Origin of the sequence: Blautia sp. NSJ-175, assembly GCF_022867815.1 — a bacterium.
Classification (GTDB): Bacteria; Bacillota; Clostridia; order Lachnospirales; family Lachnospiraceae; genus Blautia; species Blautia celeris.
The window spans coordinates 106340-131338 of the sequence record NZ_JALIFQ010000004.1 but is presented as its reverse complement, the minus strand read 5'-3'; the positions used below and the strand labels follow the sequence as shown (position 1 = coordinate 131338).

The 24999-nt window shown below is 48.1% G+C and carries 21 protein-coding genes; 1 reads left to right on the top strand and 20 read right to left on the bottom strand.

Features of this window, described 5'->3' with window-relative positions:
* Positions 1–74: 74 nt before the first annotated feature.
* Positions 75–1925 (top strand): asparagine synthase (glutamine-hydrolyzing), encoded by a 1851-nt coding sequence (gene asnB, locus MUB35_RS08060; protein WP_244806028.1) that lies wholly within the window; start codon positions 75–77, stop codon positions 1923–1925.
* Between the two features lie 21 nt (positions 1926–1946).
* Here the strand turns inward: asnB and MUB35_RS08055 are convergent, their stop codons facing one another.
* From MUB35_RS08055 to MUB35_RS07960, 20 genes are all read right to left on the bottom strand, one after another.
* Positions 1947–2582, bottom strand: coding sequence for a hypothetical protein (locus MUB35_RS08055; RefSeq protein WP_227210292.1), 636 nt, complete (start codon positions 2580–2582; stop codon positions 1947–1949).
* On the bottom strand, positions 2579–3259 hold the full coding sequence (gene tsaA / locus MUB35_RS08050; protein ID WP_033143589.1) for a tRNA (N6-threonylcarbamoyladenosine(37)-N6)-methyltransferase TrmO: 681 nt from the start codon (positions 3257–3259) through the stop codon (positions 2579–2581). The genes MUB35_RS08055 and tsaA overlap by 4 nt, the downstream gene beginning before the upstream one ends.
* Before the next feature lie 142 nt (positions 3260–3401).
* Complete coding sequence (locus tag MUB35_RS08045) at positions 3402–5030, bottom strand: ABC transporter ATP-binding protein (protein WP_244806027.1); 1629 nt, start codon at positions 5028–5030, stop codon at positions 3402–3404.
* Between the two features lie 276 nt (positions 5031–5306).
* Complete coding sequence (locus MUB35_RS08040) at positions 5307–6338, bottom strand: ArsR/SmtB family transcription factor (RefSeq protein WP_033143591.1); 1032 nt, start codon at positions 6336–6338, stop codon at positions 5307–5309.
* Positions 6339–6444: 106 nt separating this feature from the next.
* A complete protein-coding gene (locus tag MUB35_RS08035) occupies positions 6445–8136 on the bottom strand; it encodes a methyl-accepting chemotaxis protein (RefSeq protein WP_103731029.1) in 1692 nt (563 codons plus the stop codon).
* A gap of 286 nt (positions 8137–8422) precedes the next feature.
* Positions 8423–11050, bottom strand: a complete 2628-nt coding sequence (locus MUB35_RS08030) for an FtsX-like permease family protein (protein WP_244806026.1) — start codon at positions 11048–11050, stop codon at positions 8423–8425.
* The gene (locus MUB35_RS08025; protein ID WP_227210287.1) at positions 11047–11763 is read right to left on the bottom strand and encodes an ABC transporter ATP-binding protein; all 717 of its coding nucleotides are present in this window, start codon (positions 11761–11763) and stop codon (positions 11047–11049) included. The genes MUB35_RS08030 and MUB35_RS08025 overlap by 4 nt, the downstream gene beginning before the upstream one ends.
* A gap of 77 nt (positions 11764–11840) precedes the next feature.
* Positions 11841–12749: a sensor histidine kinase gene (locus tag MUB35_RS08020; protein ID WP_103731031.1), complete on the bottom strand. Its 909-nt coding sequence runs from the start codon at positions 12747–12749 to the stop codon at positions 11841–11843.
* Positions 12749–13420: a response regulator transcription factor gene (locus tag MUB35_RS08015; RefSeq protein WP_227245375.1), complete on the bottom strand. Its 672-nt coding sequence runs from the start codon at positions 13418–13420 to the stop codon at positions 12749–12751. The genes MUB35_RS08020 and MUB35_RS08015 overlap by 1 nt, the downstream gene beginning before the upstream one ends.
* Complete coding sequence (locus MUB35_RS08010; RefSeq protein ID WP_244806025.1) at positions 13417–14598, bottom strand: GGDEF domain-containing protein; 1182 nt, start codon at positions 14596–14598, stop codon at positions 13417–13419. Before MUB35_RS08010 ends, MUB35_RS08015 begins: the two co-directional genes overlap by 4 nt.
* A complete protein-coding gene (locus MUB35_RS08005; protein WP_244806024.1) occupies positions 14585–16750 on the bottom strand; it encodes an EAL domain-containing protein in 2166 nt (721 codons plus the stop codon). The genes MUB35_RS08010 and MUB35_RS08005 overlap by 14 nt, the downstream gene beginning before the upstream one ends.
* Positions 16751–16932: 182 nt before the next feature.
* On the bottom strand, positions 16933–17652 hold the full coding sequence (locus MUB35_RS08000) for an AlkZ-related protein (RefSeq protein ID WP_033143593.1): 720 nt from the start codon (positions 17650–17652) through the stop codon (positions 16933–16935).
* Complete coding sequence (locus MUB35_RS07995) at positions 17649–17906, bottom strand: DUF3795 domain-containing protein (protein WP_033143594.1); 258 nt, start codon at positions 17904–17906, stop codon at positions 17649–17651. The genes MUB35_RS08000 and MUB35_RS07995 overlap by 4 nt, the downstream gene beginning before the upstream one ends.
* A gap of 67 nt (positions 17907–17973) precedes the next feature.
* Entirely contained in the window at positions 17974–19449 is a 1476-nt protein-coding gene (locus MUB35_RS07990) for a S41 family peptidase (protein WP_244806023.1), read from the bottom strand.
* Between the two features lie 155 nt (positions 19450–19604).
* A complete protein-coding gene (locus MUB35_RS07985; protein ID WP_244806022.1) occupies positions 19605–20756 on the bottom strand; it encodes a hypothetical protein in 1152 nt (383 codons plus the stop codon).
* Positions 20746–21288, bottom strand: a complete 543-nt coding sequence (locus MUB35_RS07980) for an RNA polymerase sigma factor (protein WP_244806021.1) — start codon at positions 21286–21288, stop codon at positions 20746–20748. The genes MUB35_RS07985 and MUB35_RS07980 overlap by 11 nt, the downstream gene beginning before the upstream one ends.
* 222 nt (positions 21289–21510) lie before the next feature.
* The gene (locus MUB35_RS07975; protein WP_244806020.1) at positions 21511–22866 is read right to left on the bottom strand and encodes a sensor histidine kinase; all 1356 of its coding nucleotides are present in this window, start codon (positions 22864–22866) and stop codon (positions 21511–21513) included.
* Positions 22845–23516, bottom strand: a complete 672-nt coding sequence (locus tag MUB35_RS07970; RefSeq protein WP_103731038.1) for a response regulator transcription factor — start codon at positions 23514–23516, stop codon at positions 22845–22847. The genes MUB35_RS07975 and MUB35_RS07970 overlap by 22 nt, the downstream gene beginning before the upstream one ends.
* 2 nt (positions 23517–23518) lie before the next feature.
* Positions 23519–24268: a lantibiotic immunity ABC transporter MutG family permease subunit gene (locus MUB35_RS07965; protein WP_033143600.1), complete on the bottom strand. Its 750-nt coding sequence runs from the start codon at positions 24266–24268 to the stop codon at positions 23519–23521.
* Between the two features lies 1 nt (position 24269).
* Positions 24270–24998 carry a lantibiotic immunity ABC transporter MutE/EpiE family permease subunit gene (locus MUB35_RS07960; protein ID WP_244806019.1) on the bottom strand — a complete coding sequence of 243 codons (729 nt, stop codon included), beginning with the start codon at positions 24996–24998 and terminating at the stop codon, positions 24270–24272.
* Position 24999: the final 1 nt, after the last annotated feature.

Sequence of the window (24999 nt, the reverse complement as noted above, 5' to 3'; positions counted from 1 at the left end):
TCTGCACGGCTGTGAATAGTAACCGGCCGTGGGGTAAATGTCCTGCCGGGCCAATAGCAGAAAGGGGAATTATCATGTGTGGAATTGCAGGATTTTGTAATCTGAAAAGAAATTTTTCTGAGGAGAAAGGGAAATGGAATCACATTCTGGACAAAATGAACCAAACGCAGAAACGCCGGGGGCCTGATGACCAGGGAACTTACCTGGACAGCGGCTGCGGCCTGTCCCACGTAAGACTGGAGATCATCGACCTTGTCACAGGCCATCAGCCCATGGTACAAAAAAACGCCTCCGGGACATACGCCATTGTCTACAATGGTGAGATCTATAACATGCCTGAACTGAAAAAAGAGCTGGAAAAGGAAGGTGTTGTCTTTCAGACCACCAGCGATACAGAAGTGATCCTCCATGGTTTTATGCTGCACGGGGAGGAATATCTCAAGAAACTAAACGGAATTTTTGCCATAGCCCTCTGGGATTCCGGTAAAAAACAACTTCGCCTTATCCGGGACCGTCTGGGAGTCAAACCCCTCTTCTATACCTGGGCTGACACAACACTTGTATTCTCCTCAGAGCTCAAAGGGCTGTTCGCTTATCCGGGCGTAACACCCGAACTGGACCGGGACGGACTGTGCGAGATATTCGCTTTGGGGCCCGCCAAAAGCTATGGAAAGGGCGTCTTCAAAGGGATTCAGGAGATTCTTCCCGGGCACTGCCTGACCCTGGGCAAAGACGGCGTCTCTGAACATGCGTACTGGAAACTGGAAAGCCGCCCCCATACGGATTCTTTTGAAAAGACAGTGGAAAAGACAGCCTGGCTTGTGGAGGATGCCGTGAAAAAGCAGATGCTCTCCGATATTCCCATAAGTACCTTCCTCTCCGGCGGAGTGGACAGCAGCCTGGTCACATCCATCTGCGCCAGGGAACTGAAAAAACAGGGGAAAGTTCTGAATACCTTTTCCTTTGATTTCAAAGACAACAATAAATACTTCAAATCCAACGCCTTCCAGCCCAGCCAGGACCGCCCCTGGGTGGAAAAAATGGCAGAGTATGCAGGTACAAACCACCGTTTTCTGGAATGTGACAATAAGGCGCAGGTGGATTGTCTGTTCAAGGCTGTAGATGCCAGAGATCTGCCCTGTATGGCGGATGTGGAATCCTCCATGCTCTATTTCTGTTCCCAGGTAGTAGAGCACAACAAAGTAACCCTTACAGGGGAATGCGCGGATGAGATTTTCGGAGGATATCCGTGGTTCCATAAAAAGGAAGCGTTTGAAGGTGATCATTTCCCCTGGTCCACGAGCATGGAGCCAAGAAAAATCCTGCTTTCCGATGACTTTGCCGATTCTCTCGGCATGGAGGAATACGCCCATGCAGCCTATGAAAAGACCATCCGGGAAACCCCTGTTCTGCCCGGTGAGGATGCCCATGAAAAACGCCGCCGGGAAATCTCCTATCTGAACCTGCGGTGGTTCATGGTGACTCTTCTGGACCGTATGGACCGCACCAGCATGTACTCCGGCCTGGAAGCCAGGGTTCCGTTTGCAGACCATCGGATCGTGGAATATGTCTTCAATGTCCCCTGGAGCATGAAATGCCCGGACGGTATCGTCAAAGGCCTGCTCCGCCACGCCGGGGAAGGTCATCTCCCCAGAGAGATTCTCTGGCGAAAAAAGAGCCCGTATCCAAAAACCTATGACCCGGCTTACGAAAAGCTCCTGGGTGACCGCTTAAAAGAAGTTCTGGCTGACCCCAATGCCCCCGTCCGGCAGATTCTGGACACGAAAAAGGTTCATGCTTTTCTGGAAAGTCCCTCAGACTACGGAAAACCTTTCTATGGCCAGCTCATGGCAGGCCCGCAGATGCTGGCCTACATGCTGCAGGTGAATTACTGGCTGGAAAAATATAAAATCCGTATTTTATAAATATGCAGGCGCGGCAGATGTTCAAAAAGGCTGGGAATGTCTCTCCCTGTCATTCTCCAGCCAGTCTACCGCATCCTGCCAGTCCTCAAAAATGCAGCCACCCAGCCTCCGTTTCAGACATGAAAAATAAGTGCTGATATTGGCAATACCGCCTCTCTCTCCCGGCGATGTCATGGACGGCCTGACCGGGAAACGGCCCAGTATGCCGCAGTAAGTCCTGTTTCTGAATACAGGATTACGGCTGCTGTGGAGAATGGGATTCCTTTTACGCCTTCCGAGTCCTTCCTGCTCCAGAAGGAAAAAATAGATTTCCAGGGCCTTCTGTACAAGCTGCGGACCGTAATACACACCGTAGGAACAGGAGACCGGCTTCTGGTCATACATATCCAAAAGTACACACATGTATATGCCGCCGTCTTTCTTTGTACCGTATTTTCCGATTCCCACGCTCAAACGTTCCCCCGGCCTGTCTGCCCACAGCTTTCCCTGAATCAGATTGGGAATGGGAAGAGCAATCTGCCGCTGCCCATAGGTGACCGGTGCGGGAATAAGAGTGCCGCTGGACAGCTCATCATCGTTTTTTTGATATACAAGCTCCTGTGGCAGATTTTCATATTCGTACAGATGCAGAACCTTGTCAATGCCCAGAAGTGTCATATCTCCGGCACCACCTCACAGACAGTGAGACACCCGTCCCTGACAGTAAATCGGACCTCCAGACCCGCAAACCCGAATCCGTAGACGCGCTTTGGATCATTTTGATATGCAGGTCTCGGGTCATTTGCCAGAACGCCTCTCAGGGCTGTTCTCTTGCTTTCCGGCACCTTCTCCTCCAGCTCCTCCGGAAACTCCACCTCCAGCCTGTCCTCCTTGTGCCTGGAGGCAAATCCGCCTTCCGCTTCCGGGTGGCTGTCAGCGTGGGGAATATACGGCTTGATATCCAGAATGGGGGTCTTGTCCATTAAATCTGCCCCTGTCACATGGAGTACGGGGCCATATTCCGGATGTATTTCAATCTCTTCCAGACGGACACAGGACAGGCCAATGGGGTTCGGGCGGAAGGGGGAACGCGTGGCAAACACGCCTTTTCTCGTATTGCCTCCCAGTCTTGGCGGACGCACCATAGGCGACCAGGTATCTCTGGCTGATTCGGAAAACTCCCAAATAAGCCAGATATGAGAAAATTCCTCTAATCCCCGGAATGCGTCGGGATTTCTGTACTTTGGCTCAAATATAATGGTTCCGGCAAGCTCTTTCACCAGGCCGCTCTGGCGGGGAATGCCGAATTTTGTAGGGAAATCTGTATGGATGCAGGCGATTCTGTTTATCTTCATGCACTTCTCTCCGTTTCTTCCTTTGTCCTGCTGCCTTTTGCCCAACACACTCCGGACCGGCCGCAGGGATAATAGCTCAAGTACAGAATACAGCAGTTTGCGTTAACAATCAAGATACCTGCATTCGCCATTTTTCTTCCGCCTATGCAGCCCCCAGTCTTACAACGGCATCGTACTGACCGGCAAGACGTTCATCCATATGGTGCGTTATGGTGATAACCGTAAGATTCTTTTTTTCCAGCAGATTTTTTTCGATTTCAAACGCGGTTTCCCGGTCAATCGCAGATGTTCCTTCATCCAATATGAGAACCGGTGTTTTTCTGATCAGTGCCCGGGCCACTGCGATCCGCTGTCTCTGGCCGCCGGACAGAAGGTGGCCGTCTTCCCCTACTTTTGTATAAATCCCGTTTTCCAGGCCTGAGAGATAATCCCATATTCCGCTTTCTTTCAGCGCTGCCTGTATCTCCTCCTCCGTGTAATCCTCTCCCAGACAGATATTATCCTTGATATCCGTGTCAAACAGAAATACATTCTGATGGATGACTGCTATACGTCTGTTAATCTCCTGCTGCGTCATCTCTTTGACAGAAATTCCGTCTATGTATATCTGCCCTTCAAAATCTCCGGAATATCCGGTTAGGAGTTTGATCAGCGTGGATTTCCCACATCCGTTCCGGCCTGTGACAGCATATTTCTTACCTGCCTCAAACAGCATGTTTTCATGCTCCAGCACAGGCTGCTTTTCCGTATAGGCAAATGTAAGATCCGAACAGCATATTCCACGCTTCTGCCCCGGTATACCGGAATTTTCCGGTCTGTCAATCGTCTCCCCGGCCTCTTCTTCCTCATACTCCATCCATTCCCCCAAATGTTCCATGACCGGCCGAATCCCCTGAATTTTAGGGAAATTCTGCAGAATCATTACCACCGGTATGACAAAGGTTCCGCTTAGCTGTATCAAAGCCAGAAGTGTCCCCATCGTCACCGTTCCCCGCATCATCTGCCAGGCCGCCACAAATACGATCACAATTGTGATAAGAGAAGAGAGGATATCTGAAAAACTCTCGTTTACTGCCATCAGTCTGTCTGACGCAAACTTTTTCTCTGCGGTTTCTTTATTCACCTTCAGGTATCTGCCAAAAATACAACGAAAAGCAGAATATCCCCGTATCACTTCATAACCGTTAAGAAAATCCTTTGCTGCCGCTGTGAACACAGAAAGCTGCTCTGAATAGGCATCCTGCCGCTCCTGGAGCTTTCTCCCCATAAGCGCAGGCACTGCAAACAAAAGTACCAGAAATCCCAGCAGAATAACAGTCACCAGCGGACTCAGATAAAACAGGATTCCCAGCGTAGCCAGAAAAAGCACGATCATCTGGAAACAGAGCAGCAACGGAAGCAGATAGTTTTCCTCTACCAGCTTTACATCATTCACAAGGGCAGACAGGTAATCAGCCGTATTTCTTGATGAAAACCGCACCGGTTTCTGCTTCATCACACCTTTAAAAATCCTGTCCCGCAGGTGCCTGGTAACATTCCTGATAAGAATTTTCCCCATGATAGCTTCCAGCAGACTGATGCCCCCTAATGCCGCCAGGTAAACCAGCATCACAGCCAGTACCCTGTAAAATCCCTTCACATCCCCGGCAACAGCCACGTCTATTACCTGCTGCATCAAAATAGAGGCAAACGCCACCAGCAGCGAGGACAGTCCTCCAAACAAACTAGTTCCGCCCAGGAGCAGACGGTCCTTCGTTTTATACAGTTTCATATGGTTCCTTTCGGATATTACATCTTACAGCAATATCATTTCATATATTTGAAATATATTTCATACACATAAAATATCATATAATTTTATATTTGTCAAACACATTTCACATTTATCAAATGCAGAAAATAAAACGTCTTACTCCTCCCCTATTATCTTTTCCCGTCCTTAACCGGCATCCATGACGCCGGCAGCCTGCAGACACACGCCTTTTATGAAATGCAGACCGGCCTGTAACATGGTTCCCGGGAAGGAATAGAAAAAGTGGAGGAGACACTATAAAAGCATCTCCTCCACATTTTTTAAGAATTCCCGTATGGACTCCTCCTGTAAACAATAATATACTTTCCCATCCCGCTTTTCCACTGTGACAAAATCACATATCAGCAGGGAATTCATATGATGTGAAACCGTTGACGGAGACAGGCCCAGGCTCTCGGCCAGCTCCAGGTTGAATTTTTTTGACTTCTTCAGGTCACACAGGATATCCAGCTTGCTCTTATCGCTGAGTGACTTTGCCTGGCGGATAACAATCTCCCTGGCGTCATTTCCGGAGCGCCTTCCCGCGTTCAGATATCCCAGGAGGACTCCCTGATAACCGCGTCCTTCCATAATAATCTGTGCCAGTGGTATCCCCAGAGACATATAGACAAGATGGTCTTTTCCGCAGGATTCCGCGATTTTAGTATATCCAGTCTCTTCCAGGTCCTCTTTTTTCTGCAAAAGCTTTTCCAGGGGTTTTTTCACGGATTCCCTGGCTTTTTCAAAAGCCGGAAGGTTGCATTTCAGCATATCACTGAGCTGCTGCAGCCGATAGACAGGTTTTCTCAGCCAGCTCAGCACATACCACATCTCTTCGCTCTTGATGCTCAGAGTATCCATAAAGTCAAGAAGCGCCTCGTCCTCTGAAATATCAGGCAGGTCGTCCTCTGTTTTTATTTCCTGGTTTTTCTCTGTGTCCACAAGATAATACGCCATTTTTCTGCGCAGCTTTACAGGATTAGCCGTTTCGGGGTGATCCACATATTCACGGTTTTCCACAGCAAGCGCAGTGATCCAGAAAAACATGTCATTGGATTTGTCTTTGTAAAAAAATTCTTCCTGCGGTGTCTTCACTTTATATTTCAGAAAGGTCCTGATATATTTTTCAATGACCGTGAAATGCTTCTGATAAAAAATCTCTCCCCCCAGCCCACAGCTTCCAAGTTGCCGGATGACTTCTTCCCTCCATTTATCAGGATTCTCAACGCTGAGCAAAGCAAGGGTTTCATAGATTGGATCCAGTTCCTTTTTCAATATGATACTCATAAAATTCCTCCGCCGTATATTCTATGTACATAGAATATCACAAAATCCATGAAAAAGAAATCCCGGATTCTCATGGTCCCAAATAATATTTACCTGTCTGCAGTGCCTATTCGTGTAATTGAAACTGGCTGATGAGACTTTCCAGTACCTGCGCCTGCGTGGATAATTCTTCACTGGCGGCCGCCAGTTCCTCTGATGTTGCGGAATTGTTCTGGACCACATCAGATATCTGGTCCACCTCGGCTGTGATTTGTGAGATGGAATCACTTTGATATTCGGACGCGGAGGCTATCTTATCCACGGCCATGACCACCTGCTTTGTCATTTCTGCTACATCGGACAGGGAATCTGCCGTTGCGTGGGCAGCTTTATCCCCTTTTTCAACAGCCTCCATCGTTTCCTGAATCAATGCAGACGTATTTTTAGAGGATACAGATGTTCTGTCAGCCAGACTGCGTATCTCTTTTGCGACCACACCAAATCCCACTCCGGCTTCCCCTGCTCTTGCAGCCTCTACAGAAGCATTCAAAGCCAGGATATTCGTCTGAAACGCAATATCCTCTATGGTCTTTATGATCTCACCGATCTGATTGGACTTTTCGCTGATTCCCTTCATTGCCTCGATCATTTCCTGCATCTGCCGGTTGCTCATGGTGACCCGTGTGCCGGCCTGATTCGTCTGCGCACGTGCATCCACTGCGTTTTCCTCTGTAGCCTTTACATGTTTCGATATGTTATTTACAGCCGTTGCCAGTTCTTCCACCGAACTTGCCTGCTCTGACGCTCCCAATGCAAGTGCCTGGGCCCTTGAAGAGATCTGTTCACTGCCGTCCGCAACCAGTTGTGCTGACTGGCTGATCTGCAGAAGGATGCTGCTGAGTTTGTCGCGAAGTCCTCTCATGGATGTCAGGACACGGTAATACTGGCCCCGGTAATATTCTTTTACACCTGATTTGACCCTGAAGTCTCCCTCTGCCATGGAACCTAGTATACGGCTGATGTCTTCAATGATCGTCTTCTGATAGTCGATCAGATCGCGGATGCTGTCTGACATCTTACCCAATTCATCTTTCGATGTATAGGCTACCGACGCATTGTCCAGCTCGCCCTTTGCCAGCTTCTGCGCTGCATCCTGAATCTCATTTACCGGTCTGCGGATACCGTTAGAAATATAAACACCTAACCATATTGCAGACACAATACTCAATGCCATAATTGCAAGAATAACAAGCGCCGCAGATTTCTGTGCCTCTTTTCCTTCTTCCACCATAAGCTGCGCGTTCTGTCCCGCGGTATCTGCTATTTTCTGCAGGGCATCTGCCATCTGGTCCAAAAGCGGGATATAATCAGATTTCATGACCTGATAGGCATCATCCTGTTTCCCGGCCTCTATCAGCTCAAACACCTGGTCCCGGTATACAATTGCCCGCTGCAAAAGGGAATCCACCTGGTCAACCAATGCAATATCTCCCTTAAAGGATTCACGTATCACAGGGAACGCTGCGCGCATATTTGCAAGGCTGTCCTTCGCCTCTTCCAAGGACTCCCTCGTCTCATCGGCATCCGGTTCTAATATGGCGTGCAGAATATCTGCGCGCGCGGCCTGCATTTCCCTTTTAGCACGCCACACATTGACTGTGACCGTATAATTGTTCGTATAAAAGGAGGACAGGTTGTCACCGATTTTATTCAGCATAAATAACGCGGCGATACTGGCGATCATACAGATTCCTATTATCATCACATAGGACAACGACATCCTGGACTTTAGTTTCATATTACGTATATTTGCTGACATAATCCCCTCCTGCAGCGATAATTTTACCGCTGTCTTAACCAATCCCGTCACGTGCCTTCCATTCTGCATAGCATGATTCGATTTTCTGCAATCAGAAGGCTGATTCTAAAACATCCCTGTTCATATTGGGTGCTGATTAAATTGTACCATCCTTTGTATAAGCATGCAATAGATACCTACGCATATTATGGTCAAAACCGTCAAAATAAGAACGGAGCTGCTGCTCCGACAGATTATTTCTCTGTCTTTGCAGCAGCTCCGTTCCTCCCTCACGGTTGATAGGTCTTTACTGTTCTCCGATTTCCTCAATCACATTTCCAAGCACGATGGTTCTCGCCGGCAGGATCACTGCTGTCAGGCTCACCAGTAAATTGACTGCCAGGACAACTGCCAGAACAGAAAACGGAACCTCTTCGTGAGGACTGAGAAACAGATTGATATGGACCATAAAATACAGCAGTATTTTTCTCACAGCCACATACATAAGAAGCATAAAAAGATTGGCATAGATGCCGTAGCGACCCCCTTCCCTGACCATCATTTTCATAAATCCGCTGTCCGTTATCCCCATGGCTCTCAGGATTCCAAATTCACGTCTTCGTGATATAACCAGATAGCTGATACTGTTCATGATGTGAAACAGGCTGATAAGCAGAAGTATGACTGCAATGCCGTAAAAGAAAACCATTTTCTGCTCCAGGAATCGATTCTGTCTGTCAATTGCCGTGGTATAATCCTGCAGAAGGCATCTGGGTATGCCGGATGTACATCGGAGAATCTCTTTTTTCACCGCTTCCCCGTCTGCCCCTTCTTTCTTATCCGCACTGATACTGGTATAACCCTGTACTCCAAAATTTTGCTGCATCTGCTCATTACTCATGATGATCCCCAGATTTGCCCCATCACTGTCTCCGATGAAATATTGGTTTTTTCCCATGGAACGGCTGACCAGCGCAGAAATCGTAAATTCTTTCTCCTGATACCATTCCCCGCCCTCCTGAAATCTCAGCACTTCATCCGGAACATCCTGGGAGACAGGCACCTTCACCCGGACTGTACCGCCCACATGGAGATCCATCCCATTGTAGTTTCCCTGTCCGTCCATGAGCATCTGCACAGCCACGGTATTTTTCTCTTTCATCTCTTTTGGCGAAATGGCGCCGTCCAATATGTACTCGTTCAGCCCTGAGAGCATCCCATCGTCATAGCCGTAAACATTGGTTTTTATTTTGTAACTGCCGTCTGCCTCCTGCACTGCCTCCCCGTTATAACGCTCTATGACAACAGGGTCAGGTCTGTGACTCTCATCTTCATAGTCCAGTTCCGCATAAATAGTTTTCCATTTAAGCCGGTCTTCCTCAAGCGGAATTTCCCCCAGCATGTAGCTGACCGGAAAGACATTTGACAGCCCGCCTATTTCTTTTATTAAAGCGGCCGCAGATTCAGGAATCACATCATCAAGTCTGGACGATTCCTCATAAATCCGATAATCCGATGCCAGGCCGTCATCTGATTTCATAGTCAGCTCATTGTTTATTTTCGTATTCCGCACAACATATGTTGTCCCAAGGAAGATGATTCCTCCAAGGGAAAGCGAGACCAGTATCCCGGCAAACGCCCCTTTTCTGGAAAACATAAATTTCTTAGTCAGAACTCCTGTAAGGCCGGATGTGTGCAGACTGTAGATCACAGAACGCTTTTTTCTTTTCCTGCTCTCTTTTTTCATCATCTGGATAATGGTCAGTTTCCTGATCCGCCGTAGTATCAAAAAAGCAGAAAACACCATCAAAACCAGCACATAAACCGCAATATCCGCAATAGCCTTCCAGTGGATCACAAAGCCGCCCACAGCGGCATCCGCTTCTGTGAACAGCCGCCCGTATTTTCCGTATAGAAACCACGCCGCTCCATTTCCCAGCAGACATCCCAGAGGATACCCAATGAAAAATAAACTCCAAAGCTCTGTGACCACAAGGCCTGCAATACCCCCGTCTCCAATTCCCAGTGTCCTTAATATGCCGTACTGGGAGATCCGCTTTGTCACAGACACATTAAAAATACTGTAGATAATGAAAATACTGAATATACCCAGAAGGAAGATAGTCCCGTGAATCTCCAAATGAAACTCCTGATATAAATTCGCCAGAATATAAGTGAATTTCCCTTCCGGGAGCAGAAGACCTGTTCTGATAATGTGTGGTATCACCCTGATATCACCATTCGTCAGATATCGGACCACCTCACTGTTGTTTTTAATCTGTGCCTCTTTCAGATGATACGCTTTCATACATGCTTTCATCTGTGAGACCACATCCCTGTTTTCATCAAATTCCAAATACAAATATTCCTCTGATGATTCAGACGGAAAATCTCTGCACACGAAAGCCTCTATGGCGTTTCCATCCTGTTCTGATGCCCACTGCTCTGTTAAAATGCCGCTCAGTGTATATTCTCTTCCTCCCAAATGGATTGATTCCCCTATATGCACTTCTGCCCTTATATTATTGAGCGCATACCGGCTCATGGCAATCTCATCAGAAGATTCCGGATAATTCCCCTCCTCCACGGTCCGATTTCGGAGTTCCAGATACCCTGTGTCCGCATAAACAAACCGGATGGCATAAGGGTCAGAGATCATATCTTTGACCACTGCCATGCCGCTTTTCTCCACCTCATATCCCCTGCCGCGGGGATTTTTGACAAGCGGTTCTGCTTCCGGGGTCATGGGCAGAAGGAAATGCCAGCTCCCATACTGTTCCCTGGCCTTTTCCAGGCTGCTCTGCTCTTTGCTGTACAATAAAGAGCTGATGCCAGTAACAAGCGCCATGGACAGTATGATGCTGAATAAAATAGTCACAGCCTGCTTTTTATAATGACGGATATAATGCAGGGACAGCCTGATAATATTCCTCATACGGTCTCACCATCCCATCTCCCTGCCGGCGTTTCCTCAAATTCTTCCCCCACAATCTGTCCGTCCTCCATATGTATGAGGCGCTGGCAGGACTGGGCCAGAATTTCGTTGTGCGTGACCATCAATATGGTCTGGTTATATTTCCGGCTGCTCTCCCGCAGGACTCCCATGACGTCTGCTGTTGTTCTGGAATCCAGGTTGCCTGTGGGTTCATCCGCCAGGATCACAGCCGGTTTGTTTGCCAGCGCCCTTGCTATTGCTGTTCTCTGCTGCTGGCCCCCGGAGAGTTCTTCCGGGTATTTTCTCCGCTTATCCCACAGCCCCAGATCCTGAAGCAGTCTTTTGATATAGTCATGATCTATATGCTTCCCCTTATCAAAGCTCACCGGAAGCGCCACATTGTCATATACATTAAGTACGGGCATCAGGCTGTAGTTCTGGAAAACAAATCCCAGATTGCGCCGTCTGAAAATAGTCAGCTCTCTGCGTTTCAGACTGGCAATGTTGTGGTTTCTGATGATGACCTCCCCTTCTGTAGGAACATCAAGGCCTCCTATCATGTTCAGAAGCGTGGTTTTCCCCGACCCTGAAGTTCCCACAAGGGCAGTAAACTCTCCCGCTTCCACTGTCAGGCTCACATCTCTCAGTGCCTCCACTGCATTTTCCCCTGCGCCGTAAACTTTGGATACATGCTTCAGTTCCAATATCTTCATTGTCCCTGTCCTCCCTGTTATGTCTTATTGGCATTATCATAACTCCCGCCTCTTACGGAAATGCTACAAAAAGACATTCAGTTCTTACAGTTCTGTAAGTAAAGGAAAAACGTGCTTCCCTTTCCCGGCGCTGATTCCACAGTGATATATCCCTTCTCCATCTCCAGGATCAGGCGTGTCAGATACAGCCCAATACCGGATCCTTCAAAGTTTTCCGCATTCTTCCCCCTGTAAAAACGGTGGAAGATCCTGCTCTGCTCCTTTTTCGGTATTCCCATCCCCTGGTCCTGTATCCCTATCCTTGTATACATTTCAAATCCTTCCAGGGTAATTCTTATCTTACTGTTCTCAGGCGAATATTTCACTGCATTTTCCAGGATATTCTCAATGGCCTCCGCTGTCCAGGGGCGGTTGTGATAGAGGTATCTGTCCTCAAAGGATTCCGTACAAATCTCCATCCCCTTTTTCTCAGCCTTCTCGTATACGCCGGAGACCGCATTTCGGATGGTATCCTTGATGCCCAGATTCTCCGCCTCAAAAGAGAGCACTCCCTGTTCCAGCTTCACCATTTTAAAAAGGGACTGAAGAATCCAGTCCAGTTTCCTTGTCTGCTCCTTCAGCCGCCTTTGAAATTCTCTTTGTGTTTCTGCCTCCTCAACCCCTGCTTCCAGGATTTCTTCGTACATAACCACATTGGCAAGGGGTGTTTTCAATTGGTGGGACATATTGGAGATCAGGCTTTTCACCTGCTCCTTCTCCATTTGGGCATGGCTGATTTCCAAATCCAGTTTTTCCTGCAGCCGCAGCATCTTGCCTGCCAGCGCAGACTTTTCCCCTTCCCGGAGGGCAGACTGTGTGATTTTTCTTTCACTCAGCACCTCCTCAAGCATGGTATCTATGGTCTGATACAGATTTTTGTACTTTTTTCTGTAAAGGACTGCAAGACCTCCCATAACCGCACAAAATACCGCTAGTATTCCCGTCATTAGTCCTCCCTCCAAATATATCCCAGACCGTGCACTGTCCTGATCAAACGAGGGCTGGAAGGGTCCTCCTCAATTTTCATGCGGAGTCTGCGGATATTCACGGACACTGTATTGTCATCCACGAATTTTCCCTGATTATCCCACAGCCGCTCCAGAATCTGTTCTTTTGACAAAACCTGCCCCCTGTTTTCCATAAAATACTGCAGCAGTCGGAATTCTACTGAGCTGCATGGAATCTCCTTATCCTGCCGGTATGCCCTGCAGGATACCCTGTCAAGGGTTATCCCATTGGAACACAAAATATCCTGCACTTTTCCCCTTCTCAGCAGATTTCCCATTCTTGCTTTCAAAACTGCCAGGGAAAAGGGCTTTGACATATAATCATCCGCTCCCATCTGCAGGGCTTTCACCTCATCCAGTTCGGTATCCCGGGCTGTCAGCATAAGAATGGACATGCCGGAAAATTTTCTCACTTCCCTGCACACCTCATACCCTGTGCCGTCAGGAAGATTACAGTCTAAAATCATGAGAGAATAATTGTCCAAAGCCGCAGCGCGCACTGCCTCCTCTTTTCCTGAGACAGCCCTGGTGCTGTACCCTTCTCCTTCCAGGGCAAATACCAGCCCCTCCTGCAGTTCCCGGTCATCCTCCACGATCAATATCTTCGTCATATCTGCCGCTCCGTCTCCCCATGCTTTTCCTTTTTCTGTACATACATCTGCGCATCCGCCCTTTTATAAGTATCTTCCAGGGAGGTATCCGTCTTATCGTCATAATAGGCATATCCTGCTGACATCTGAATCTCCGCGTCCGCGGGCAGGCCGTCCACGCGTCTTCTCCTGCAGGATTTTTCTATCATTTCCAAAATGCGGTCACGGGGGACTTGGTGGAGAATGACTGTAAATTCATCTCCTCCTGTCCGGTACAGCGTGGCCTGTTTCGGAAGACAGGATTTGAGTATTCTGCAGCCTGCCTGGATATATGCATCCCCTGCTGTATGGCCAAAGGTATCATTTATATGCTTTAATCCATCCAGATCCACAGAGACAAAGGCAAAACCGCTTTTTACCTTCATGGTCTCCAGGTTATGCATATCCACTTCAAAGGCATTCCTGTTTTTCAGGCCTGTGAGCAGGTCCGTATTGGCCATGTCCTTATAGGCAGGATTGGAAATTCTGCGGAACAGAACTACAGCGATAATGGCTGCGATGATGCAGAAAATGCAGATGATGGCAGGTGCCGCCAGTTTCATATTACTGAAGGTATGATACTGTCCGGAGGCATCGAATTCTATTCCCAGCACACCTACTACTTCATCTTTTTCATGCATGGGAAAATAGGCGATGAAGACATTTCCCCATCTTGTATGGTTAATATCTTTTGGAAGTACAACCTGACCCGCCATGGCCTTTTTCATATCCGGAATACATTCTTTTTCAATCATATCCCCTATGCAGCGGAAATCTCTATTCGTGACCGGCAGCCCATCCACCAGATAGATAAAGGTACCGTCCTCCTTTTCCTTTGCTGTATAGAGATATCTGACACCTGTAGCTGTTCTCACATTTTCCAGCGTCTTTTTGGCTTCCTGATAAAGATAAGACGTACCGTCAGCCCTGCTGTTCAGCCTCTTAAATGTCTCCACATCCAGTCTGCCGTCCGCATACTCATAGATACTGTTGGCCCTGACACTGAGTGCCCGTATCATGCCGTTATAGGAGAGACGGTAGCTCACTCCAAAGGTAAGCCCGCATGAGATGACCACAATGATGGCAGTCATAAGGAAAACCTGTAAATCTACCCTGTATATTCTCTTAAAAGAGCCGGGTGCCGTATTATTTTTCTTCATCTTCCACCTCACTGCAGGATACGTTTTCCACCATTCCCACCGCCTTCACCGTACTGCCTTCCTTATCCCTGATCGCAGTGAGTGTAATGCGGTTGAGTACCGTACTTCCATCCCCCATTTTTGCCCTGACTACACAGGATGCCTTGTCCTCCCCCCGGTAAATGGCGCGGTATATTTCGCGAAAAGTCTCCTCATATCCCTCACACACGGTGCCCTGTTCAATAAATCCCTCCGGGGCATTGGCAACCGTGGCGTCCAGGCCGAAGGCTTTCTGCGCATATTCCGAATAATATGCAGTCCGCGTCTCCGTATCCAGTTCAAAGATCACCGTGTTGGTGGCCTCCATAGCCAGACGGAAACGTTCCTCACTGATGCGGAGGCTCTCAATGCTGTTCATACGGACTGTCTCATCGGAGAGAGCCGCATAAAAGATATCGTTTCCGTATTGGGAAGTCAGGCAGAAAAAGCGGATTCGGAGCCATAGAACCGTATTTCCTCTTCTCTTTCTCACAAATACCTCAGCGCCTTCCTTCTCTTTGCTCTCTTTTGCCCTGGAAAGCGCATCTGTCATTTTCTCCCTGTCCTCAGGCAGAATGTCCCGCATCACATCCACATGGCCGCTCTTATTCATCCAGTATTCATCCATCAGCCGGTAATACTCCCCGTTGGCCCTCAGGACGCAGAGCCTGGTCCCGTCATAGCTGTACTGAGCCACAGCACCTGTGATATTGCCAAGAAGCCGGTCTGTCAGGGTGTCCTTGTGGAACAAGTCAGTCAAATCCAGAAAATGACCGCTTCCCACCTTCTTTCTGCCTCCGTCGGCAAAATCCACTTTGCCCGGTGTCAGAAGCAGATGTTCAAATTCTTCCGTGTTCATGGGACGGTAATAGTAAAAGCCCTGTCCGTAGACACAGCCCACACTGCGCAGTGTTTTCACATGCTGTTCCCTGTTGACGCCCTCGGCGATCACCGGAAGATTCAGCCACTTGCTCATATGTAAGATGGCATCCAGGATTCCCAGACTTTTCAGCCCCTCCCCTTCCATAAAACGCATGTCCATTTTCAAAATGTCGATATTGGTGCTGCTCAGCATATTCAGGGAAGAATAGCCATTTCCGAAATCGTCCATTAAAATCGTGAATCCGCTTTTTTTCAGCCGCTCCGTCTCCTTTATGATCCGCTCCGGCTGACCTGCGTATACGCTCTCCGTGATTTCCAGTTCGATCAAACCTGTGGGAATCTGATACCGCTCCATCAAGTCTGTCAGCACGGAACACACATCCATATTAAAAATGTCCATGCGCGACAGATTGACCGATACCGGCACACACGCTCTGCCCCGGTCAAGCCACCGGCGGACCCAGGCTGCTGTCGCCTCCCAGACATACAGGTCCAGCTTTTCTATGAAATGGTTTTTCTCAAACAATGGTACAAACTCACCTGGCAGCAGCAGACCTTTTTCCGGGTGCTGCCAGCGCACCAGAACTTCTGCTCCCACCACTTTTCCGGTCTCCATATTGCATTTTGGCTGCATATAGATTTTAAATTCCTTGTTTTGTATCCCGGCTGCCATGCTGTTTGTGATCTCCTGCTCTCTCAGCAGATTTTCCCGCATTCCCTCCCGGTACACAGCCACATGGTGGTCATTTCCTTTGATAGAATTCAAAGCCATCAGGGCCCTGTCGCACATACTCCCCGCTGCCGGCTCCTCTGCGTCCATCCGATAGACGCCAACCGCGGGAACCGCCTGGGAGTTCAGGGGCTTATCGCTGAAGATCCGAAGTATCCGCTCCACCGTGACCTCTTCCTCGTATGCGGGAATACAGAGTGCAAAGACATCATCCCTCAGATTCCCCGCAATATGTGTTTCCTCACGGACCAGGCATTTTAACTGTTCTGCCACGTACTTTAAAAGCAGGTCGCCCTGCTCTCTGCCGTATAATTCATTTATCAGTTTAAACCGCTCAATGTCTATACAGATGATCTCAAAACGTGTCTGAGGAGTCTGCCGTATAGTCCTTTCGGCTGACGCACAGAAAGCTTCCCTGTTGTACAGATTTGTGACCGGGTCATATTCTCTGAGATGGATGACACTTTCCCTTAACTTTCTGTTCTCCTCCAGGAGTTCTCTATATTTACAATCTTCCAGCATTACCAATCCTCAATGATTCTTTCCCAATATTCGTAATTTTAATATAGTTTCATTTTATCACTGCTATGGGGAAAATGCTATATAATTATCACCCTGACGGCAATGACCGGGGAAAATAAAAGGCGGGCAGCATATGCGGATATGCCTGCCCGTCCTTTTATATATCTCCTTTCGCCTCTTTCTTAGCGCACTCTCCCTGCCCTGCCGTAAATAAATTTATGTATGTTTTTATCCACAGCAAGAGGGTTCAGTTTCAGAACCTGTTCCCTGATTCTCTCCTCCGCTTCTTTAACATCAACGGATGTCGCCAGTTTTAAGACCTCGCTGTCCCAGAAGTCCTCCGTTCTGCAAAAAGCAGTGGAATCCCAGCCGTAAGGCTTTCCTTCCGCGCTGAGCTTATGTCTTTTCCCACAGATCGTCAGGAAGAAATTCATCTGAAGCTCCACCAGCGCCCGGTCAAACCGTGATTTGTCTTCTTTTCCAAACCCGGCTGACTTCTTCAGTTCATGAAGCGGCATCACACCTTGTTCTTCTATGCAGGAATAAATGCGTTTTGCCTCATTGCTGATCCTGCCTTCCAGATACATATCCATAAAATCCATGCCTCCTCTGCGGCAGGCGAAAAAACAGGGATACCATTGTCTCGTGATGTATCCGCTTTTTTTGAAAAAACACTTTGCATAGGCTATGTCATCTCTCTCATCCAGGACCCGCATGCGCCACTCCCATGGATCTGTCTCCCGGTCTCCTGTGTGCCATCTGACCGGCGTCTCATAGGGCGGTTCCTTGTCCCACTCCCAGTTTATGATGGAATAAATCCCCTCTGAACTGCCGCCGCCCATGGAAAAACCGGCTTCCAGCAGAACCTGCGTAAAATCTTCATAACTCCTTATATTTTTCATGTTTTACTCCATATTCTGCACTGTTCGATACGCTGCCCGTTGTCTCCTTCCTCCTCTGCATAGGAAAAACTCTTCAGCAGTCCGCAGGAAAATTCTCCGCATGCGCCACAGTGCTCCAGTTTTTTCCCCTCTGCACATCCCTTGACGGGACAGGCGCCCCAAAACGGGTTTTCAATGGCAGTGCATCCGCTGCACTCCTGTTTCAAATAAAACCTGCATTCCTTACACAGTAATCCGCATCTTGACTCTATCATCTTTCTTTTCCTTTCTGCTGTTAAGATACCCGTATTCTACAACAGGAAACATGACAACTGTGTGTCATCATCCGAAAGGAACTCCTATTTCCCCATAGAGAGTTTCCAATGCCTTGTCAGCATCGCACAGAATATCCGGGGTCACCAGTTTATCTTCTGTCTTCTCATCCGCTCTCATGAACTTCTTTGTTGAGATCTGGACATAGAGTTTTGAATTCGGCAGCTGGAAAATGGCGATCTCCCCATAACCGGAGGGGGCATTTCCGGGCGGCTGGCCTATGATCCTGCCCAGATGATTGTCTTTTATAAATTCTGAAAACAGCATGGCAGAGCTGAACGTATCCGCAGATGTAAGTACAAATACCTCTCCGTCAAATACCAGGTCGCTGTGTATGTTATTTTGGCAGACACCGTCTCCTCCGCCGACGGTAAACGGCCCCCGTCTCCAGCTATGCGTTCCAGTCTTATATGTGTCAACATCGAGATAGCGGATGAACTCATTTGCCACCATGGAATTTCCTCCGCCGTTTTCCCTTAAGTCCACCGCCACATTTCGGATATTTTCAGCTTTTACCTCCGTAAACATTTCCTGAAGGCATGTTCTGTATTCCTCGCTGTTCTTGCATTCATTTAAGGTGAGGATGGCAAGACTTCCGGGGACATCAATACGATAGGAGACAAAAGGTTTTCCATCTGCGCCCTGATCTGAAACATCAGCCGCCTCGTATTCCTCGTATGGGATAAAATCTGCCGTTCCGTATACCGCTTCCTTCTCTTCGCCTGTATCATTCCGGAAGGTATAACGCACTTGGTCCGGATCTATATCCAGAAATTCCAGACCTTCCAACGTGATAAGGTCCGTGGCCATACGGCTTAATGCCCTGCTTTCTGTTTCATAACAGTACAGGTCTTCTTTTTCTCTGAATAATTCCTTCAGCCCAATGCCGTTTACCGCAGTTATCTGATATCCATCTTTCTCTTTTTGATGCATATCCTTCAGGTAGTGCCTCATTTTCTGTGTTACGCCGCCTGAAGTATGCGCGTCACCCAATACGGAAACGATATTCTGTACTTTCCGGTACAGCATGATTCCCGTGATCGTTTCCTCATCTTTCAGTTCCTGCACTGCCTTTTCACAGGCCTGCTGCACATCTTCCGGGACCCCGTCTATGAACATGGGATGGTCTTTTTTCAGATAATGCATAAGATAGTCTATATCTTTTTCGGCTTCCCTGTAACTGAGTGTCTGTCCCAGGATATCCACGTATTCCATCTCTGTGTTCATATAAGTGTTCCAGTACGGATTGCAGTACACACCCTGAATCGTAACGACGGCAAACAGCACAGTGTAAACTGTCACTAAAATTTTTGAAAGTATCCCGCCGCCGCTTTTCAGGAAAAACAATACCGCTGCCCCGATCATGAGTCCTGTCAGAAGAACCATCATATATTCCGGTACGTGGGGAAAGTATGGATTTACTTTTAAAAGTACCGGTCCCAGCAGACAGACCGCTGCACTGATCAACAGATATTTCTTTTTCATATTCCCTCCATTAAGTAAATCGGATTTCCGTGTAAAATCATATAATAACACTATACCATACGAAAGTGTACCTGTCTATTTTTTACCGGATAAGCGGAAATTAAGCCCTCCCGGGTATGACCGGAAGGGCTTTTGAAACTGCCTGATATGTTAGACTAGAATACTGAAAAATTGATCATATCCGCCAGACTTTGAAGCTGTTCTTTTGACAAGGATACAGGTCCTTCGGCGGGTTCGTTTGTAAGGGTGTTGATATAATTTCCTTCTGTGTCCATATCAACATTTTTCTCCCAGACATCCGACATATTGACCAGCACAAAATTTTGTGTTCCGTTATAAAAAATATAACTGTGTTTTGTTATATTGTTGATCATAAGCTCCACATCATCCCCATTGCTGTTGGTATACTCCCATTCCTCATAATCGGACAATTCCCCCATATTCAGAACAAGATCTCCAAATACTCCGTTTCTGTTTACAGACATGCCCCCTACATACCGATAGTCTGGCTGGTCCTCTTCCAATTTCACTATAATGTCTCCGTTAAAGTTTCCTTCCGGAAATGTTCTTGCATAATCCCAGATGAAATGTTCTTTATCCAGCAAAAAGTCATTGATGCCAACTTTACTTATAATCTCGTCATATCCTTCTATCGTCTCCGGCTCGCTTAACAGCTTCAGATTATATTTTCCGGTTATCTCATCAATCTTATCGGCTGTTCTTTGACTGAGTGCATTGTATGCACTGTATTTTTCCAGTTCCTGCGGCAGTCCGTTTTTGCTGACCTCCGCTATGGCCTGTAATTCTTCTTCTGAATTCATGTTTTCCAGGAAATAGCTGCTCCACTCCTGCGCTGCTTTATATTCATTGCTCCCGGCAAGGGCATGGGCTGCCATATTTACAGCTTCTTTTTCTTTGCCTGTCTGTTCTTCGCCCTCTGCATTTTCATAGACATATTCTTTTTCCGCCACAGGATGTATCTCATCATCCACCAGAATACTTTTCAGTCCGAAAAAATCAGATGCGCTGGCTGTGAGAGCCAGTCCTGCCAGCATTACGACTGCCGCAGCTAATAGGATCAGCTTTTTCTTACCCATATGTTTTCTCCCCCCGTTCTTTCCTGCTGTGTAGTTTCCCTTGTTTACTCTGTCCAGCAATTCCCTTTGTCGTGCTTCAAATGTATCGGAAAATTTGTGCTCCCCACTGTTTTCTTCCATATGCTCCATCTCCCATGCCTGTCCCAGCAGATATAATACGGATTCCACGCTGTCATCCCGGTCTGTTTTTTTCTTCCGGTCATCCTTCATCCATTTCACCTCCCAATGCCTTTCTCACCTTTTCCTTCGCGCGGCGCAGCCTGGAATAGACGTTTTCCTCACTCAGATTCAGGCGCAGCGCTATTTCATGAACGGGCATTCCTTCAAAATACCTCATACACACCACTTCCCAATACTGTGCGGGCAGGATTTTCCTGATCTCCCGTATCAACTCCCTGTACTGCAGGCTTTTCATATAGGATTCTATGGGCCTGTACGCATCTGTCAGCCACTCCTGCTCCTCCACAGATATATTGCCCTGTTCCCGTCTGTTCTTCCTGTATATGTCTATGGCTGCATTTTTTACAAACCTTGTCAGCAGGGTCTTTATCTTCCGTTCCTCCATTTCCCTGCATTTTCCCAAATATGGTATGAACTTTTCATAGGCATCCCCCACGGCGTCCTCCGCCTGGTATTGGTCGTGCAGGATAGAGAAGGCCACGGCATACATGCCGTTTCTGTATTTCATAAATATGTATTCCAGAAGTTCAGCGTCTGACTGCTTTTCTCTTTTGTTTTCCACCCCATGTCCTCCCTTCTGTTTTTGCTTCAGAATGATCACTCTTAATAATAATAACGTATGGGAAGAGAAAAGTTGGTCACTTTTACAAAATTTTTATTCTATTTTAAAAACTAAGTTTATACTGCGGGATATTAATATTTTCACTTATCCATCCCAAGCTGACCGGCAGACCATCCTTTATTTCCATAGAAAAAGACTGCCGCCTTTACGATCATTCAATCGTCAAAGCGGCAGCCAAACACACACACGCCCTCCCCCAAGGGCTTCCGAATTTCCCAGCTCCAGTCTTCCCCCATGCTCTCCTATAATTCTGTCTGCAATGAACAGCCCCAGCCCCGAATGCTTTCCCCCGCTTCTGGCGCTGCTGCCGGTATAGAATTCTTCTTTCCCTTTCTGCAGCGCTTCTTTTGTAAAACCCGGCCCGCTGTCCTCCACTGTAATACGCAGCGTCTCCTCACAGACCTCTGCGCGCAGGAAAACCCTGCCTCCGCATCCGGCATATTCAGCGCTGTTAGCGAGAATATTCAACAGTGCCCGTTCAAGCCGCTGCCTGTCTGCCCGAATGGTTCCCTCCGGCACTGCCGCCTCCCATATAAGAACTGCCTGTTTTTCTGATGTCAGACCCTGTGCCTTTTTCCTGATATCTTCCAGGAAGGTATCGGCCCGGACGGCCGTTTTTACGGGCATCTCCATATCTCCGCCCCTGGTCATATCCAAAAGCTGCTCCACATAATCCTGCATCTGGCGGACGCTGACCTCAATGGCCTCCACACAGGTGCGGTCATCCCCCTGGAGATTCCCCTCCAGAAGCAGTTCGTTATATCCTCTCACGATCGTGATGGGGGTTTTCAAGTCATGGGCAAGGGCTGATATCCGCTCCTGTCTTGCCTTCTCCATTTTCCACTGGCTTTTCAGTGACTTTTTCAGGGCATCTTTCATTCGGTCCAGAGCCTCTCCAATACGGTCGATCTCCCGGACTCCGCAGTCTGGTACCTGAAATTCCAGATCTTCCTGCTCTATTTTTTCTATAGCGTATTGGATTCCGTTCATCTTATTCTCTAGCATTTTTCCGAAACGCACTGCCATGAACATCAGATACGCCAGAATTTCCAATAATATGATCCCATATATCATCTCCTCCGCTGCGGGCAGATATTTCCGCAGTTTCGGATTCGTAAACTGGGCCTTCATAGTATAGCGCAGCACCAGGACTTCGCCGTCACGCTCTACCACACGATAAAAATCACGGCCCAATCCTGTGTATCCCCTGTGACTTACCTCCCAGGCTTTCTCAGCATCTTTTTGGGGTATGGTCCCCTCTTTCCACTGTCCATTTTCCGTAAAAAGGGCATACGCCATAAGCGGCGGAATATCCTCTGCCCGAATCTTCTCCGCATTTTTCAGACTTTCCTTCTCCTGCTCATACTCCGTATCCCCATGATTTGCCGGGTAAATAAGACCTCTCTGCATAGCCAGTGACATCATTACAAAACCAATGACAGCCAGAAGAACAGAGCCTGCCAGCCAGCTTATGAGATATTTGATAAAAAGCCCTTTTAAACTTCTTTCTCTTTCCATGTGTATCCAATCCCCCATACGGTCTGTATGGGTATCTTTCCGAAATCTTCTGCCTTCTGCCTGATATTTTTCACATGCATGGCAATGACTGAGCTGTCGCCCTCCGCGTCGTATCCAAACACACCCTCATATATCTGTTCCTTCGACAAGGTCTGTCCGTGATGCAGTGCCAGGTATTCGCAGATCGCATATTCCCCTTTTGTAAGGGGCAGCACCTGCCCATCCTTTTCCATCTGTTTCGCTCCCAGATAAAAACGGAACCCGGACACCTCCACAGCATTCTTTTTTTCTCTCTGCTCTCTTCTCAGGTGCGCGTTCACCCTGGCGCGGATCTCCTCTGCCCCGAAAGGTTTTTTCAGATAATCATCCCCGCCCAGGCCCAGCCCCAGAAGAACATCCGCCTCCCCGCTTTTGGCAGTCAGAAAAACAATAGGGCAGTCTGCCAGATCCCGGATTTCCCTGCACAGCGAAAAGCCGTCTATGCCGGGCATCATAACGTCCAGAAGTATTAAAGAATAATCTGATAATGAAAGCTTTCTGACCTCAAGAGGGTCGTTCACAGCCGTAACACGGTGTCCGTCCCTCTCCAGTATCTTCCGAATTAATTGAAGCAGCAGAATATCATCATCCACAGCCAAAATGGATGCCATATTTACGCCTCCTCCCTGCGTCCTTCAAATCTCTGAAACCAGACAAATGATATGACCAAGAATAACACAGATACCGTCAGATAGCAAATTCCCCCAAGGCGCATCTGGCCCCATAATCTCCGGTCAGCCCCTTGTCTCAGGGCAATCAGCAGGGTGGAAAACCGCATTCCGTAAGAAGGCCACCACACATACCAGATACCGTCTCCAAGGCCGGTGAGCATCACTGCGGAGATGACAGATTCTGCTACGCCTACACCAATCGTCACCCCTTCACCAAACCGAAGGCCTAAGAACAGATGCATGACATAGACCGGCAGATTGGATGCCCAGAGTACCAAAACCAAAAGGAAAAGAACTCCTAACCCCACTCCTTTTTCCCCTTTTAAAACAAGTGCAGCTCCAAAACCAAACATCGCAATCCCCACAGCAAGAAGACCCGGCAGATATAAAAGCATCAGTTCCGCCGCCAGGGCTTTTGTGCGGCCGGGTACTGCCAGCAGGTTCTGCATTTTTCCCGCTTTTGCCTCTCGGTCCGTGAGCATTGCCGTTACGATTCCGGCTATAGCAGGGTAAGCCATTGCCAGAAGTGTCACATACGTTGTCAAATGCTCCCAGACGCCTGCCTGCCGAAGCCCCATATATGCCAGATATAAAAAGATTCCCACCAGCGGAATCAGGATATGGACAGGGAAAAAGAGCGAGTGCCGCATTCTGTATCCCTTACTTTTTATAAACCTGTAAAATTCCGTCATTTCACACTGCCTCCCGTCTCATCCACCATTTTATGCTCCCAAATGCGGCTGCTGCCAGCAAAATGATTACCATACCCATCCCCGGAATGAACACAGACGCACTCAAAAGAGTGTCCCCCTGTTCCAACAGAAGCCCGTTCGGACGGATTTGCAGTATCGGGCACATCAGCCGGTCTGCAATGGAGAAGGGAAAAAGGAAGAAGGAACCTTTTTCCACCACGGAAAAGCTGAAAAAAGCAGCCAGAAGCCCCAGCATGACAGTGGGAATCATCCCCAGCTTAGCGGCCAACATCAGATAAAGGGGAATCTGCCATAAACTTACCGCCCACACAACCAGCATCCCCGCTCCGCCTGCGACAGCCGGAACAGAGGAAATAAAAACTATTCCCAGCAAGCTCATCAGTGCCCAGAAAATCACCTGGGAAAACAGCAGCCGCAGGGCCACTGCCGCACATTTCGCTGCCCACTGCCCGGCACCGAACACCGGGGAGGCCAGCATGGTCTGGTAGTGGAGCCTGATTTCACAGCGCATGTTCATGGCACATATAAGAGGTACCAGACAGGGATAAAATGTCCCATACCATATGTTATAGGTAAACTGCTGCGCATAAAGCCCCACCTGGCTTATGAGGTATCCCAGCACTACCGCAGCCACCGGCACCAGCCAGGTCATTTTTCCCATTGTGGAGTGCCGCATTTTCAGTAATTCTGCCTGAATCATCCGCTTCATC

What these genes read in the sequence shown, in the direction of transcription:
- asnB (WP_244806028.1), top strand. Translation starts at nt 75, where the DNA reads ATGTGTGGAATTGCAGGATTTTGTAATCTGAAAAGAAATTTTTCTGAG.
- MUB35_RS08055 (WP_227210292.1), bottom strand. Translation starts at nt 2,582, where the DNA reads ATGACACTTCTGGGCATTGACAAGGTTCTGCATCTGTACGAATATGAA.
- tsaA (WP_033143589.1), bottom strand. Translation starts at nt 3,259, where the DNA reads ATGAAGATAAACAGAATCGCCTGCATCCATACAGATTTCCCTACAAAA.
- MUB35_RS08045 (WP_244806027.1), bottom strand. Translation starts at nt 5,030, where the DNA reads ATGAAACTGTATAAAACGAAGGACCGTCTGCTCCTGGGCGGAACTAGT.
- MUB35_RS08040 (WP_033143591.1), bottom strand. Translation starts at nt 6,338, where the DNA reads ATGAGTATCATATTGAAAAAGGAACTGGATCCAATCTATGAAACCCTT.
- MUB35_RS08035 (WP_103731029.1), bottom strand. Translation starts at nt 8,136, where the DNA reads ATGTCAGCAAATATACGTAATATGAAACTAAAGTCCAGGATGTCGTTG.
- MUB35_RS08030 (WP_244806026.1), bottom strand. Translation starts at nt 11,050, where the DNA reads ATGAGGAATATTATCAGGCTGTCCCTGCATTATATCCGTCATTATAAA.
- MUB35_RS08025 (WP_227210287.1), bottom strand. Translation starts at nt 11,763, where the DNA reads ATGAAGATATTGGAACTGAAGCATGTATCCAAAGTTTACGGCGCAGGG.
- MUB35_RS08020 (WP_103731031.1), bottom strand. Translation starts at nt 12,749, where the DNA reads ATGACGGGAATACTAGCGGTATTTTGTGCGGTTATGGGAGGTCTTGCA.
- MUB35_RS08015 (WP_227245375.1), bottom strand. Translation starts at nt 13,420, where the DNA reads ATGACGAAGATATTGATCGTGGAGGATGACCGGGAACTGCAGGAGGGG.
- MUB35_RS08010 (WP_244806025.1), bottom strand. Translation starts at nt 14,598, where the DNA reads ATGAAGAAAAATAATACGGCACCCGGCTCTTTTAAGAGAATATACAGG.
- MUB35_RS08005 (WP_244806024.1), bottom strand. Translation starts at nt 16,750, where the DNA reads ATGCTGGAAGATTGTAAATATAGAGAACTCCTGGAGGAGAACAGAAAG.
- MUB35_RS08000 (WP_033143593.1), bottom strand. Translation starts at nt 17,652, where the DNA reads ATGAAAAATATAAGGAGTTATGAAGATTTTACGCAGGTTCTGCTGGAA.
- MUB35_RS07995 (WP_033143594.1), bottom strand. Translation starts at nt 17,906, where the DNA reads ATGATAGAGTCAAGATGCGGATTACTGTGTAAGGAATGCAGGTTTTAT.
- MUB35_RS07990 (WP_244806023.1), bottom strand. Translation starts at nt 19,449, where the DNA reads ATGAAAAAGAAATATCTGTTGATCAGTGCAGCGGTCTGTCTGCTGGGA.
- MUB35_RS07985 (WP_244806022.1), bottom strand. Translation starts at nt 20,756, where the DNA reads ATGAAGGATGACCGGAAGAAAAAAACAGACCGGGATGACAGCGTGGAA.
- MUB35_RS07975 (WP_244806020.1), bottom strand. Translation starts at nt 22,866, where the DNA reads ATGGAAAGAGAAAGAAGTTTAAAAGGGCTTTTTATCAAATATCTCATA.
- MUB35_RS07970 (WP_103731038.1), bottom strand. Translation starts at nt 23,516, where the DNA reads ATGGCATCCATTTTGGCTGTGGATGATGATATTCTGCTGCTTCAATTA.
- MUB35_RS07965 (WP_033143600.1), bottom strand. Translation starts at nt 24,268, where the DNA reads ATGACGGAATTTTACAGGTTTATAAAAAGTAAGGGATACAGAATGCGG.
- MUB35_RS07960 (WP_244806019.1), bottom strand. Translation starts at nt 24,998, where the DNA reads ATGAAGCGGATGATTCAGGCAGAATTACTGAAAATGCGGCACTCCACA.